15 protein-coding genes are annotated in these 13003 nt (G+C 67.1%); 6 read left to right on the top strand and 9 right to left on the bottom strand.

From position 1 onward, the window contains the following. Positions 1-4: 4 nt before the first annotated feature. Entirely contained in the window at positions 5-982 is a 978-nt protein-coding gene (gene pip, locus Q0Q02_RS05510; RefSeq protein ID WP_293807573.1) for a prolyl aminopeptidase, read from the bottom strand. A 241-nt stretch (positions 983-1223) separates the two neighbouring features. Between pip and Q0Q02_RS05505 the strand changes: the two genes are divergently transcribed. Together Q0Q02_RS05505 and Q0Q02_RS05500 are read left to right on the top strand one after the other, a co-directional pair. After that, the gene (locus tag Q0Q02_RS05505) at positions 1224-2267 is read left to right on the top strand and encodes a transporter substrate-binding domain-containing protein (RefSeq protein ID WP_293807572.1); all 1044 of its coding nucleotides are present in this window, start codon (positions 1224-1226) and stop codon (positions 2265-2267) included. A gap of 310 nt (positions 2268-2577) precedes the next feature. Beyond that, positions 2578-3096: a hypothetical protein gene (locus Q0Q02_RS05500; RefSeq protein ID WP_293807571.1), complete on the top strand. Its 519-nt coding sequence runs from the start codon at positions 2578-2580 to the stop codon at positions 3094-3096. Here Q0Q02_RS05500 and Q0Q02_RS05495 read toward each other — a convergent pair. From Q0Q02_RS05495 to Q0Q02_RS05485, 3 genes are all read right to left on the bottom strand, one after another. Then, positions 3072-3758: a GntR family transcriptional regulator gene (locus Q0Q02_RS05495; RefSeq protein WP_293807570.1), complete on the bottom strand. Its 687-nt coding sequence runs from the start codon at positions 3756-3758 to the stop codon at positions 3072-3074. The genes Q0Q02_RS05500 and Q0Q02_RS05495 overlap by 25 nt on opposite strands. A gap of 75 nt (positions 3759-3833) precedes the next feature. Further along, positions 3834-4931 (bottom strand): amino acid ABC transporter permease, encoded by a 1098-nt coding sequence (locus Q0Q02_RS05490; protein ID WP_293807569.1) that lies wholly within the window; start codon positions 4929-4931, stop codon positions 3834-3836. A gap of 1 nt (position 4932) precedes the next feature. Continuing rightward, a complete protein-coding gene (locus tag Q0Q02_RS05485) occupies positions 4933-6195 on the bottom strand; it encodes an ABC transporter permease subunit (RefSeq protein WP_293807568.1) in 1263 nt (420 codons plus the stop codon). Between the two features lie 142 nt (positions 6196-6337). On the opposite strand from Q0Q02_RS05485, the gene Q0Q02_RS05480 reads away from it, so the two are divergent. After that, complete coding sequence (locus tag Q0Q02_RS05480; protein ID WP_293807567.1) at positions 6338-6877, top strand: protein-tyrosine phosphatase family protein; 540 nt, start codon at positions 6338-6340, stop codon at positions 6875-6877. 13 nt (positions 6878-6890) lie between these two features. Here Q0Q02_RS05480 and Q0Q02_RS05475 read toward each other — a convergent pair whose 3' ends face one another. The 3 genes from Q0Q02_RS05475 to Q0Q02_RS05465 all read right to left on the bottom strand — a co-directional run bounded on the left by Q0Q02_RS05475 (position 6891) and on the right by Q0Q02_RS05465 (position 8539). Further along, entirely contained in the window at positions 6891-7211 is a 321-nt protein-coding gene (locus Q0Q02_RS05475) for a cupredoxin domain-containing protein (RefSeq protein ID WP_293807566.1), read from the bottom strand. A 10-nt stretch (positions 7212-7221) separates the two neighbouring features. Next, positions 7222-7746 (bottom strand): DUF4142 domain-containing protein, encoded by a 525-nt coding sequence (locus tag Q0Q02_RS05470; protein ID WP_293807565.1) that lies wholly within the window; start codon positions 7744-7746, stop codon positions 7222-7224. Positions 7747-7840: 94 nt separating this feature from the next. Next, the gene (locus Q0Q02_RS05465) at positions 7841-8539 is read right to left on the bottom strand and encodes an RNA polymerase sigma factor (protein ID WP_293807564.1); all 699 of its coding nucleotides are present in this window, start codon (positions 8537-8539) and stop codon (positions 7841-7843) included. 209 nt (positions 8540-8748) lie between these two features. On the opposite strand from Q0Q02_RS05465, the gene Q0Q02_RS05460 reads away from it, so the two are divergent. Together Q0Q02_RS05460 and hpxZ are read left to right on the top strand one after the other, a co-directional pair. After that, the gene (locus Q0Q02_RS05460; RefSeq protein WP_293807563.1) at positions 8749-9924 is read left to right on the top strand and encodes an amidase; all 1176 of its coding nucleotides are present in this window, start codon (positions 8749-8751) and stop codon (positions 9922-9924) included. Beyond that, on the top strand, positions 9921-10325 hold the full coding sequence (gene hpxZ, locus Q0Q02_RS05455; RefSeq protein ID WP_293807562.1) for an oxalurate catabolism protein HpxZ: 405 nt from the start codon (positions 9921-9923) through the stop codon (positions 10323-10325). The genes Q0Q02_RS05460 and hpxZ overlap by 4 nt, the downstream gene beginning before the upstream one ends. A gap of 15 nt (positions 10326-10340) precedes the next feature. On the opposite strand, the gene Q0Q02_RS05450 is transcribed toward hpxZ, so the two are convergent. Both Q0Q02_RS05450 and Q0Q02_RS05445 read right to left on the bottom strand, forming a co-directional pair. Further along, positions 10341-10640 (bottom strand): alkylphosphonate utilization protein, encoded by a 300-nt coding sequence (locus Q0Q02_RS05450; protein ID WP_265056346.1) that lies wholly within the window; start codon positions 10638-10640, stop codon positions 10341-10343. Positions 10641-10909: 269 nt separating this feature from the next. Continuing rightward, positions 10910-12259, bottom strand: a complete 1350-nt coding sequence (locus tag Q0Q02_RS05445) for an aspartate aminotransferase family protein (RefSeq protein ID WP_293807561.1) — start codon at positions 12257-12259, stop codon at positions 10910-10912. 140 nt (positions 12260-12399) lie between these two features. Between Q0Q02_RS05445 and Q0Q02_RS05440 the strand changes: the two genes are divergently transcribed. After that, positions 12400-12948: a cupin domain-containing protein gene (locus Q0Q02_RS05440; RefSeq protein ID WP_293807560.1), complete on the top strand. Its 549-nt coding sequence runs from the start codon at positions 12400-12402 to the stop codon at positions 12946-12948. The last annotated feature ends 55 nt before the right edge of the window (positions 12949-13003 follow it).

Below are 13003 nucleotides of genomic sequence, written 5' to 3'. Positions count from 1 at the left end.
TCCTTCAGGCCGCGAGGGCCGGCATGGCATCGCGCAGGCGATCGGTCGCATCGCGCAGCGCCAGCGAGAGGGCCGGCGCGCTCGGCGTCGCCGCGTGGTTGGCTTCGGTCACGATGGTGAAGCGAGCCTCGGGCCAGGCGGTCTTCAGGCGCCAGGCCGTGCACATCGGCGTCACGATGTCGTAGCGCCCCTGCACGATCTCGGCCGGCAGATGCCGGATGCGCGAGACGTCGCGCAGCAGCTGGCCGGGCTGGAGGAAGGCGCCGTTGACGCAGTAATGCGTGAAGATGCGGGCGAGCGCGAGCGCCGCCTCCGGCTCGGTCAATGCCGCGACATGCTCGGCATCGGGCAGGAAGGTCTGCGTCTTCCCCGAGAAGGTACGCAAGGCGACCGCCGCCGCCAGCTGCTGCTCGCGATCCGGCCCGGTGAGGCGACGGTAATAGGCGCCGAGCAGGTCGCCGCGCTCCGCTTCCGGCACGAAATGGGCGAAGGTCTCCCAGTGGTCCGGGAAGATCGTGCGCGAACCGTGGAACCACCAGTCGATCTCGGCCCGCTCCGCCATGAAGATGCCGTGCAGGCGGAAGCCGAGGCAGCGTTCGGGATGGGCCTGCCCATAGGCGAGCCCGAGGCAGCTGCCCCAGGAGCCGCCCGTGACCAGCCAACGGTCGATACCGAGATGCTCCCGGATGCGTTCGAGATCGGCGATCAGCGCCTGCGTGGTATTGCCCGCAAGTTCCGCCAGTGGGCTGGAGCGCCCCGCCCCGCGCTGGTCGAAGGTCACAATCCGGAAGGCCGTGGGATCGAAGGTTCTGCGCTGCGCCGGCTTGGTGCCGCCGCCCGGCCCGCCATGCAGGAAGACCACGGGAATGCCGTCGGGATTGCCGCTCTCATCGACATGAAGCTCATGCCCATCGCCGACCGGGAGGCGCAGGGACCGATAAGGCTCAACCGCCTCGTAGAGGGCGTTCTGATCGTCTGGCACGCCGGGCTCCGCCGAACCGGAGCATCGCGACGCTCCTCGATAGGGGGAGGATGGCACGCCCGAAGCGCCGCTGGCTAATGCATTCGCGGCGCATTGTTATGACGTTCCGGAATAGATTGTCGCCTCTGCGGCAACGACACCCGACCTTCCCCAAACCCGGCGGCTGACGCAAGAGCAGCGTTTGACGTATGTCTGAGTTGCTGTATACAGCTCTATAGCTCGATAACGGGAGAAGATCGGGATGACATACAGCATCATTCGTGCGGCGCTCGCCGCGGCAACGCTCACCCTGGTCGCGCCGGCAGCACAGGCCGGCCCGGTGCTCGACAAGGTCAAGGAAGACGGCAAGATCATCTGCCTGGTGAACCCGAATTCGCCGGGTTTCTCGGTCCCCGACAGCGCCGGCCGCTTCCAGGGCTTCAATGTCGAGTTCTGCCGCATGGCCGCCGTCGCGATCTTTGGCGACGCCAACAAAGCGGAGCTGCGCGGCATTGGCTTCTCCGACAGCCTGAAGGCGATCATCAGCGGCAGCGCCCATATCGCCTCGCGCGGCATCACCGCGACCGGCACGCGCGACGCCGATCCCGGCGTCTCCTTCGTCACCACCACCTTCTATGACGGCCAGGGCTTCATGGTGCCCAAGAGCCTCGGCATGACCAAGCTCGCCGATCTCTCGGGCGCGACGATCTGCGCCGAGGAGGGCTCGACCACCCTGCTCTATCTCGCCGACTGGTTCGGTGAGGCGAAGCTGCCCTACAAGGTCGAGAACATCGCCGACAAGACCGCCCGCCTCCAGGCCTTCTTCTCCGGCAAATGCGACGCCGTCGCGAGCTCGGTCTCGGCGCTCGCCGCCGACCGCCTGCTGGCGCCGAAGCCGGACGATTACGTGCTGGTCCCCCAGCGCTCCGCGACCGAGCCGCTGGCGCTCGTCTCCCGCCCCGATACCGAGTTGGAAAAGACCCTGTTCTGGGGTGTGCAGGTCATGGTCGCGGCCGAGGAATTCGGCCTGACCTCCAAGAACGTCGAAGCCAAGCTCGCCGCGCTCAAGGACATGCCCGTCGACGCCCAGCGCCTGGTCGCGCCGAACGGCCCGACCGCGGACATGGCCAAGAAGCTCGGCCTGCGCCCGGACTGGGCCTTCCAGATCATCAAGCAGGTCGGCAATTACGGCGAGGTCTTCGAGAAGCATATCGGCAAGGCCTCGCCGCTGGCGATGGACCGCGCCCAGTCGCCGAACCGCCTCGCCCGCGACGGCGGCCTGATCTTCTCCTATCCGGTCCGGTAAAACCCTCGACCGGGATAGCCGAACCGAGCCCTTCCGGAGCGATCCGGGAGGGCTTTTTGTTTTGCAGGCCCCTGCCATTCCCCGTCATTGCGAGCGCAGCGAAGCAATCCAGGGGGACTGTGCTGAAGCGTTCGACCCAGTCCCCCTGGATTGCTTCGTCGCTTCGCTCCTCGCAATGACGGCCGAGTCGGAGCGAACCGGCCCAACCGGTCGCCTGCCTTCGACAGTGGACAACCCCCGCCTCGATCCGCTTCATGAGCGCGACGAGCACCGCATCTCCCGATGGCGGGAGAGCTGGGCGGAGGGGCGCATGGCTGAGGGGATTGCCTGGGTCGAGCCGCCGGGCCTTGCCGGGGCGATCGGCATGCTGCCGCTACCCGGCCTCGTGATCGCCAAGCGTGGCGAGCGTTTCGTCGACGGAGCCTTGCAGGATGAGGTTCTGGACACGCTCGCCGCATGGCAGACGGTCTTGCTGGTAATCCTGCTCGACGACGACGAATACGATCCTGACGAACTCGACGATCTGGCCAGCGCCGCCGAAGCGCGGTCGATCACCCTGCTCCGCACCCCGATCGCCGATTTCTCCGCGCCCGACCAGCGGCTCGACTGGCCGCCCCTGATCGAGCGCCTCGCTGGAGAGCTGCGCCAAGGGCGCCGCATCGCCTTCTGCTGCCTCGCCGGCTACGGCCGCTCGGGCATGATGGCGGCGCGGCTGCTGATCGCGACAGGCTCGACGCCGCAAGCCGCGATCACGGCCGTGCGGGCGGCAAGGCCCGGCGCCATCGAAAGCGAGGAACAGATCGCCTATTTGCTGTCCTGCACGCCGTAGCGCGCCAGCATCCGTTCGAGATGGGCGGCATGCAAACGGAACAGCTCCGGCGCCGACAGAGCCGTCGCTTTCCCGGCAACCGCCGCGATCTCCTCGACCAGCAGCGCATGCATCGCGGCAGGCTCCTGCTTCAGCCAGCCGATCCAGCCGCGGGCGGTACGGAAAAAGATGGTGTCGTCCATCTGCCTGAGCGCTTCGTCGCCGATCAGGGCGTTGCGGACCTCGTGATGTGTCCGCCAGACGTCCCAGGCCTCCTTCAACGAGGACTCCGGCTTGAGCAGTCCGGCCAGGGCCTGCAAACGGGCATAGTCGGATCCCAGGGTCAAAGGCAGCTGGAGCGGGATCAGGTCGGCGATCAATCGTGTCAGCCCGATGCGGAAGCGCAGCATGTCGGCCGATTGCGGCCCGACATAGGAGACGATCGTGCCGACGCCGTTGCGGGTCTCGGCGAGTTGCTCGTAGACCAGCCGCTGCAGGACCTGCCGGATCGGCGTGCGGCTGACGCGGAATTCCGTCGCCAGCGCCGTCTCGTGGATGACATGGCCCTCGTCATATTCGCGCAGGCAGATGCGGTCGCGCACGATCTCGAAGATCACGTCATTGCGCGAACGGACCAGCTGGCGCAGCTGGCGCGTATCCGAACCGGCGATATCGAGCGTCATCGTCTCTTTTCCTGCCCGCCTTGTGCTTAGAGCATCGCTTGAGCGGCTGGCCACTTCTTTTGTCGCTCGCGGCTTCTAGCGCGCCTTGACGGCGCCATGGCCGAGCCGCCGAGCCCGTTCCGAGATCAGCCAGCAGCTGATGAAGTAGAACAGCCCGATCGCCAGGTTCGCCTCCAGCGAATAGGCCTGCCATTGCGGATCGGCATAGGCCATGCGCGCGGTCGAGAGCAGGTCGTGCATGCCGCCGATCGCGACGAGCGAGGTGTCCTTGAAACTGCCGATGATCGAATTGGTGATGCCGGGGATCGCCGTGCGCAGCGCCTGCGGCAACACGATGAGCCGGATGCGCTGCGCCGACGAAAGGCCGAGGCTCGCGGCGGCCTCCGTCTGGCCCTTCGGCAAGGCCTGCAAGCCGGCCCGCACGTCCTCGGCAAAATAGGCGGCGTAGAACAGGGTGAGCACGATCAGGATCGCCGCGACCGGCTCGATCGCGGCGCCGCGCGACAACAACAGCGGCAGGATGAAGATGCCGGCGAACAGCACCGCGACCATCGGGATCGCCCGGACGGCCTCGATATAGCCGACGGCGAACAACGACAGCCCGCGCTGGCCCGACCAGCGCGCCAAGGCGAGCACGACGCCGAGCGGAAAGGCCGCGGCCATGCTGAAGGCCGAGAGGAAGAGGATCAGCGGCAGGCCGTTCCAGCGATGCGATTCGACCACCGGAAGACCGGCGACGCCGCCACGCAGGAGCAGATAGGCGCAGACGCCGGAGACCACCACCAGCACGGCCCGGCCGGCAACGCCGATGGGTGCCTTCGCGAAGGCGAAGATGGCCGCGATCATCACCGCGCTCGCGAGATAGGCACGCCAGCGTTCGGGCTCGGGATAGGTCCCGGTCAGGACGAGATGGACCTTCTCGCGCAGGAAGGCCCAGCAGGCGCCGCTCGCCGCCGCGCATTCGGCCCGGCTGCCGGAGAAGGGCACGGCATCGACCACGCCCCAGTTCAGCGCCTTCGCGACGAAGGCCACGACCCCGTACAGGACGAGGCCGGTAAGCAGGGTGTTCCACCAGCTGGAGAACAGATTCGAGCGCAACCAGCGCCCGGCCGCAACGAGGCGGCGGCTCTGCGGCGGCCCTACGACGAGGGGCGTCTCGGCGAGCGAATTCATCTCAGCGCCCCCTGATGCGGAAGACATGGTTGCACCAGTTGACCCCGGCCGAGATCAGCAGGTTCGCGATCAGGAAGAACAGCGCGACCAGCGTCATCAGTTCGATCGGCCGAAAAGTCTGGTTCACCGAGGTGCTGACGACGCTGAGCAGGTCTGAGTAGCCGATCGCGAGCGCGATCGAGGTGTTCTTGAGCAGGTTGGAATACTGGTTGCCGAGCGGCGGCGTGATGACGCGCAGAGCCTGCGGCAGCACGATCAATCGCATCGTCCGGAGACGGCTCAGGCCCAGCGCCAGCGCCGCCTCGTGCTGGCCGCGCGAGGTCGCCAGGATGCCGCCCTCGACGATCGCGCCGATCTGCCCGCCATGATAGACCGAAAGCGCCAGGACGAGCGCGGCGAATTGCAAGGACAACCCGATGCCGCCGCTGACGTTGAAGCCGGTGAGCTTCGGCACCGACCAGCCAACTTCTGCAAGTCCCGACAGAATGAGCCCGGCATAAGCAGCAAGCCCCGCCAACAGCACCGGCAGGGCAATCGGCCAACGCTGCCCGGTCACATCCTGATGCCGCTTCACCGCCCGCGCCCAGAACACCCAGCCGGCGAGCCAGAGACAGGCCGCGAGCGCCAAGGCCAACCCGCCATGCCCGATCACCGGCGACGGCAGGGCGAGCCCGCGATTGCTCAGCATCGCCCCGAACGGGCCGGTCCAAGCCGCCTTGATATGCGGCAGGCCGCGGACCAGCGCGACATAGAGCGCGATCACGATCAGAAGCTTCGGCAGGTTGCGCAGCAACTCGACATAGAGCCGCGCCAGATTGCGCACGAGCCAGTTCGAGCTGGTCATGGCGATGCCGACGACGAGGCCGATCGCGCTCGCCAGCACCAGCGTCACCGCCGCGGCGACCAGAGTATTGAGGATGCCGACGAGCAGCACATGGGCATAGGTGTCGCGCGGGGAATAGGCGATCAGGCTCTCACTGACATCGAAGCCGGCCTGCTGCCAGAGGAAGGAGAAGTCGATCTCCATCCCGGCCGCCGCGAGATTGGCCGAGACGTTCCGCGCGCCCAACACGCCCATGCCGATGAGCCCGAGCAGGACGATCAGTGGCGAGGTGAGCCCTTGCAGACGGTCCCACCATGATGCGCCCGGCGGCGGCGGGCTCGGCGGCTTGAGCGGGCCCGCCGCGAAGGCCTCACCGCCCGGCACGGGTCCGATCTCGCTGGCAGGGTCGCGTGTGGACAGCATGATGATATAGCTGTACACAGCTATATCATCATGTCAATCAGCGAGCCCTGAAGCCTGTTCGAACGACGCGGATACCGTTTCGCGTGAAGACGATGCGGCAGGTAGAATGCTCCGCCCTTCCGCCATTCTGGAGGATTGTTTGCACAGCCCTGCGCCTTCCGTGTCCCATCTCGCCCTACCCGGCTTCGCCGGCGCGTTGCTGCTGGGGCCATGCCCCGGTCGGCGCAAGGAGTCGCTCGACGATGCCGCATCGCAGGCGGCTCTGACGGAGGACCTGTTACGGCTCGCAGGACAGGGCGCAACCGGCCTGCTCAGCCTCGTGGAATCCACGGAGTTACCGGGCGGCCTCTACGGCTTCGCCGACGCCGTCCGCGCGGCCGGGCTGGAATGGGTCCATCTCGCCATCCCCGATTATGGCGTGCCGGATGCGGATTTCATGGCCGGCTGGCGCAAGCTCGACCTGGCGCGCCACCTCCGCGAGGGCAAGAGCTGGGCGATCCATTGCCGGGCCGGCCTCGGCCGCACCGGCACCGTCGCCGCGCTGCTCTTGGTCGAGAATGGGGCGAGGGCCGCGGACGCCATCACGAAAATCCGCCGCGAACATGATGCCGCCGCGGTCGAGACCGAAGCCCAGGCCGATTTCCTGATATCGCAGGAACAGGGCGCGCTCCGGCCTCCCATCGCCCGAAGCGCGCCCTGAGTCCGCATTCCCGTCACGGGGCCGAGACGGTGATGCGACCTTTCATGTTCGGGTGGAAGCGACAGTAATAATCGATCGCCTCCGCTTTCTGGAGCACAAGCCGGGCCGCCTTCTTGACCGGGATCATCACCTCCATCCCGCCCTTCACCGTGGCGGTATGGGCGAGGATGTCCCGGTTGATCCATTCAATGGTATCTCCGACCTTCGCGTTGACCTCCGCCGGCGTGAAGACCAGCTTGTCGACCATCACCTGAATGGTCTCCGCCCGCGCCGGGGCAGAAGCCGCGGCCAGCATCACGATCGCGGCCGCCGGCAGATATCGCGCCACGCCCATGGCATCGCTCCTATCGCAGCTCTGCGGCGACATGCACCGCATGCTGCTCGTGGCCCTGGAAGATCTTCAGCCCTGTCTCCAGCAGCCCCTTGAGCTCGGAATTGCTCGCCGAGGGAATCAGCAAGGTCTGCAGCGCCCCGTTCACCTGCTGGTGGAAGGCGACCTCGTTGGCGACATAGGCCTTGTCGAAGGCCGCGCCGCGCAGCTTGGCAAGCGAGGCCTTGGTCTTGCCAGCAGCGTCTGACAGGGCGCGGCTCGTCGCGTTGTCCTCCGGCTTGACCTTGAGCTTGCCGACGAGGGCGAGCGCCTGCTTATTGACGGCCTGATGGTCGCGCAGCATGTCCTTGGCGAAGGACACGACCACCTTGTTCCGGGATTTCGCGATGGCCTGCTTCGCCGCCGCGACGTCGATCGCACCCGCCGTATAGGCGATATGGGCGATCTGCGGATCGGTCGGCTTGTCGGCGGCCTGCGCCGCGGTCGTCGCCCCCAGGAATGTGAGGACAAGCGCGAGACTATACTTGCGAGCGGACATGATTTCTCCTTTCCCGGGCCGCTGGAGCGGGCCGGAACGCTTTGTTTCATCGACGTTGATTGGATGCCGGCGCGACCGAAACGTTCCCGGGATTTCAGCCCGCAAGCCCAAGTCTTTGCATCACGGCGGCTGTCAGGCGTTCGCAACGCCGGCCGGCGAAGGGGAAGGCGTCGAGCAGCACCGGGCCGATCTGCTGCTCCAACTCCTTGCGCACCAGGAGCCGCGCCCGGTGCAGCCGGGTCTTGACCGTCTCCGGCCGAATGCCGAGGAGATCGGCGGTTTTCTCGACGCTGCGCCCCTCGATCACCCGCGCCATGAACACGCCGCGATAGATATCCGCGAGATTGTCGGTCGCGCGCTCGACCAGTTGCAGGATCTGCCGCTGTGCCATCGTCCGCTCCGGGTCGTCGCTGCTGGTGCTGCCGGGAAAGGTAATGATCTGCGCGGGAACGCCCGGGTCCTCCGCGCGCAGCGCCTTGTCCGCCCGCTTCTTCCGGCGCAGGCGGCCGAGCGCCTCGTTGAGGGTGATACGCGACAACCATGTCGCAAGCGTCGCCTCGCCCCGAAAGCTGTCGAGATGGCGGAAGGCCCGGACATAGGCCTCCTGCACGACGTCCTCGGCTTCGCTGTCGTTGCGGATCACCGCCCGCGCGATGCGGTAGAGCGCCTGGTTATGCGTGGTCATGATCGTGCGGAAGGCTTGCGGATCGCCAGCGCCGGCACGGCGAGCGAGATCGAGATCCCCCGCCGAAGCTGAACCGGCATCAAGCGCGACTGTGGGAACGGATGGCATGGTCTGTCCTCCTGTCTGCATCGGATGACTGAAGCCGCAAAAGGTTCCCGGCGGTCCGCTCGGAGCAAGTCGGTGCGCCGCCGTTTGCAGCGGCAACAAACCTGCTTAGGCTGCCCCTGAACGATAGGCCGAACACCACGAAGGATAGAAGCCGTGCCGATGCCGACCCGACCGACCTCCCTGGGCGAAGCACGATCGTCGAGGCCGTGATGGAGGATCGCGTCAACGCCTTCGTGCCCGGCCCGCGTATCCGCGTCCCCGGTCGACAAGGCGGGCCGCTCTCGGGCCTCACCTTCGCCGTCAAGGACCTGTTCGATGTCGCGGGCGCATCGACCGGCGGCGGCAACCACGACTGGGGACGGGCCAACCCCATCCCGGAGCGCCATGCCTGGGCGGTGCAGACCCTGCTCGATGCCGGCGCCGAACTCGTCGGCAAGACCATCACCGACGAGGTCTCGCTCGGCATCCTCGGCGAGAACGCCTTCGACGGCACGCCCTTGAATGCGGCGGCGCCCGACCGCGTGCCGGGCGGTTCCTCCTCCGGCTCGGCCGCGGCCGTCGCCGCCGGGCTCTGCGACACCGCACTGGGTACCGATACCGGCGGCTCGATGCGCGTGCCCGGCAGCTTCTGCGGGCTCTACAGCATCCGGCCGACCCATGGCCGGCTCGACCTGGCCGGGCTGATGCGGCAGGCGCCGAGTTCGGACACCGCCGGCTGGTTCACCCGCGACGCCTCGACCTTCGCCCGCGTCGGCACGGTGATGCTGGGCGAGGCGCCCGGCCCGCTGCCGACGAAACTGCTTGTGGCGGTCGATGCCTTCGGCTTCGCCGATCCCGAGGTCGCGGAAGCACTCCAGCCGATGGTCGAGCGGCTCGCCGGCGTGTTGGGCGCCACGCCGCGCGACGAGATCATGGCGCCGCAAGGCCTGTCGGTCTGGGCGCGGGCGCAGCGCAGCCTGCAGCCGGTCGAGGCCTGGCAGACCTTCCGCCCCTGGATCGAGCGGGACAATCCGCGCATGGCCTTCAGCGTCGCGGCCGGGCTGATCGCCGGCTCGCAGGTTCCGGCCAACGAGCAGAACTGGGCCGCGCTGATGCGCGAGGAGGCCCGCGCGCGCCTGCGCTACCTGCTGCCGGCGGGCACGATCCTATGCCTGCCGACGACGCCCTTCCCGGCGCCCTTGCGCGGGTTGCCGATGCCGCTGGTCAGGCCGATGCGCGACCGCATCACCTGCCTTTGCGCGCAAGGCGGACTTGCCGGCCATCCGCAGGTCAACCTGCCCGGCGCCCTCGTCGACGGCGCGCCCGTCGGTTTGTCCATCATCGGCGCGCGCGGCAGCGATGCCAGCCTCGTCGCCGTCGCACAGGCCATGGAGGCCGCATCATGACCGACCTGACCCCGAACATTCCCGACGTGGTGGCCGAGATCAACGCCCTGTTCGAGCGTTACGAGCAGGCGCTGATCGACAAGGATGTCGACGTGCTAGACGCTTCGTTCTGGAACAGCCCCCACACGATCCGCTACGCGCTGCATGAGAACGGCTACGGCTTCAAGGAGATCCACGGCCATCGCGTCGCCCGCCCGCCGGGGCCGGGCATCAAGGAGAAGCGGATCCGGCTGGAAATCCTGACGCTGGGGCGCGACATCGCCACGGTGAACCTGGAGTTCAAGGTGCGCGGGCGCGATGTCGTCGGCCGGCAGAGCCAGAGCTGGGTGCGCTTTCCCGATCTGGGCTGGAAGGTCGTCTCCGCCCATGTCTCGACGATGGAAGGGCCGCGCCTCTGGTAAGCACGGCCCAAAGCGTCAACGCTTGCGGACGAACTCCGTCCGCAGCACAAGACCCTTGATGGTGTCGTGGCGGCAGTCGATCTCCTCGACATTCTCCGTCAGGCGGATCGAGCGGATGACCGTCCCCTGCTTCAGGGTCTGGTTGGCGCCCTTCACCTTGAGATCCTTGACCAGAACGACGGAATCGCCATCGGCAAGCACGTTCCCGGCGGCATCGCGCACCACGGGAGCGGCAGCAGCCGCCGCCTGTTTCACTTCCGAGGCCGGGCGCCATTCGCCGGTCGCCTCGTCATAGATGTAATCGTCGTCGGACATGTCTTTCCCGTCTTGCGGCCGGGCGCTCGCCATCGGCCCGATCCACCGGGGTTACACGATGCCCAGCACCTTCGACAACTCCGTGCCTCAACAATGCCCAACGGCCGCTCGGCCATATCGGCCGTGACGCCAACATCGATCGGCGGGCGGGGAGACGGATGTCTCGCGAGGATCAGGACACGAGACATCCGGCGCGGAACAGGAGCGCCCGGCGGAGCTCGCTGAACACCGATGCGGCAGCAATTTCACGCCGCCGCATCCGAGCACCGTCAGGCCGCGCGCTTCAGCGCGCCGCGCAGCGTCTCGACCATCTCGCCGATCTGGTCTTCCTCGACGATCAATGGCGGCGACAGCGCGATGATGTCACCGGTCACGCGGATCAAGAGCCCCTTTTCGAAGCAGTCGACGAAGACCTCATAGGCCCGAGCGCCGGCAGCGCCGTCCCGCGAGGCGAGCTCGATGCCGGCGACGAGGCCGAGATTGCGGATGTCGACGACATGCGGGGCATCGCGCAGCGAATGCATTGCATTCTCCCAGGCCGGTGCCAGCTTCGCCGCCCGCGTCAGCAGCCCCTCGGCCGCATAGATGTCGAGCGTAGCGAGGCCCGCCGCGCAGGCGACCGGATGACCCGAGTAGGTATAGCCGTGGAACAGCTCGATCATCCCCTCAGGCCCGTGCATCAGGCCGTCATGCACCGTGCGGCTGGCGAAGACCGCTCCCATCGGCACCGCACCGTTGGTCAGGCCCTTCGCGGTGGTCATCAGGTCCGGCATCACGCCGAAATAATCGGCGGCGAAGGGCGTGCCGAGGCGGCCGAAGCCGGTGATGACCTCGTCGAAGATCAGCAGGATGCCGTGCCGTGTCGCGATTTCGCGCAGGCGCTGCAGATAGCCTTTGGGCGGCAGCAGCACGCCGGTGGAGCCCGCCATCGGCTCGACGATGACGGCCGCGATCGTCTCCGCGCCATGCAGCGCGACCAGCCGCTCGAGATCGTCGGCAAGCTCGGCGCCATGCTCGGGCAGGCCGCGAGTGAAGGCGTTGCGGGCGGGATCATGAGTGTGGCGCAGATGGTCGGCACCCGGCAACTGCGGGAAGACGCGGCGGTTGTTGACGAGGCCGCCGACCGAGATGCCGCCGAAGCCGACGCCGTGATAGCCGCGCTCGCGCCCGATCAGGCGGGTCCGCGTGCCCTGGCCGATGGCGCGCTGATAGGCGACCGCGATCTTGAGCGCGGTATCGACGGACTCGGAGCCCGAGCCGGTGAAGAAGACGCGATCGAGCTTGTTCGCGCCCTCGCCCGGCGCGATGGCGGCAAGCCGTTCGGCGAAATCGAACACGATGGGGTGGCCCATCTGGAAGGCCGGTGCGAAGTCGAGCTCGGCGATCTGGTGCGACACCGCTTCGCTGATCTGCCGGCGGCCATGGCCGGCATTGCAGCACCACAGGCCCGCCGTGCCATCCATGACCTTGCGGCCGTCCTCGGTGGCGTAATGCATGCCGCTGGCGCTGGCGAGCAGGCGCGGCGCCTTCTTGAACTGCCGGTTCGCGGTGAACGGCATCCAGAAGGCGTCGAGCGAACGGGCGTTCTGCAGCGCGGACGGCTTGGTGTTGACGGTCATGGCGGCCTCCCTGTGTGGCCTGTCAGTGCTCATGTTTTCGTCAAGGCAACAAGTCTGTTTCAATATCGACCTAATCTCTTGAAAAAGCTGAGTCGATCTGGATATCGTTCAAGATCGAGAACAGCAGAAACAGGCCGGCGATGAATGTCGATGTCGGAGCCCGGCTCAGATATGTCCGGATGCAGCGCGGCCTGTCGCAACGTGCGCTCGCCAAGCAGGCCGGCGTGACCAATTCCTCGATCTCGCTGATCGAGGCGAACGAGGTGAACCCCTCGGTCGGCGTGCTCAAGCGAATCCTCGACGGCATCCCGATCAGCCTGTCGGAATTTTTCGCCTTCGAGCCGGAGAAACCGCGGCAGGTCTTCTATCAGGCGCAGGAACTGGTCGAGATCGGCAAAGGCGGCATCTCCTTCCGCCAGGTCGGCGAGAACCTGTTCGGCCGAGCGCTCCAGATCATCAAGGAGCGCTACGAGCCCGGCGCCGATACCGGCCGCGTGCTGTTGACCCATGAGGGCGAGGAAGGCGGGGTCGTGCTCGCCGGCCGGATCGAGCTCACCGTCGGCGAGGAGCGCCGCATTCTCGGCCCCGGCGACGCCTATTATTTCGAGAGCACCCGCCCGCACCGCTTCCGCTGCGTCGGACCGGTCCCCTGCGAGATCGTCAGCGCCTGCACCCCGCCGACATTCTAAGCTCAGGACCTATTAAATAGGTTGCGTGGTTGGGCGCTGATTGATTCCATGGCGG

It is taken from the genome of uncultured Allobosea sp., from assembly GCF_945956895.1.
Lineage (GTDB): Bacteria > Pseudomonadota > Alphaproteobacteria > Rhizobiales > Beijerinckiaceae > Allobosea.
The sequence above is the reverse complement of the archived record's forward strand: the minus strand, read 5'-3'. Positions and strand labels throughout refer to the sequence as shown.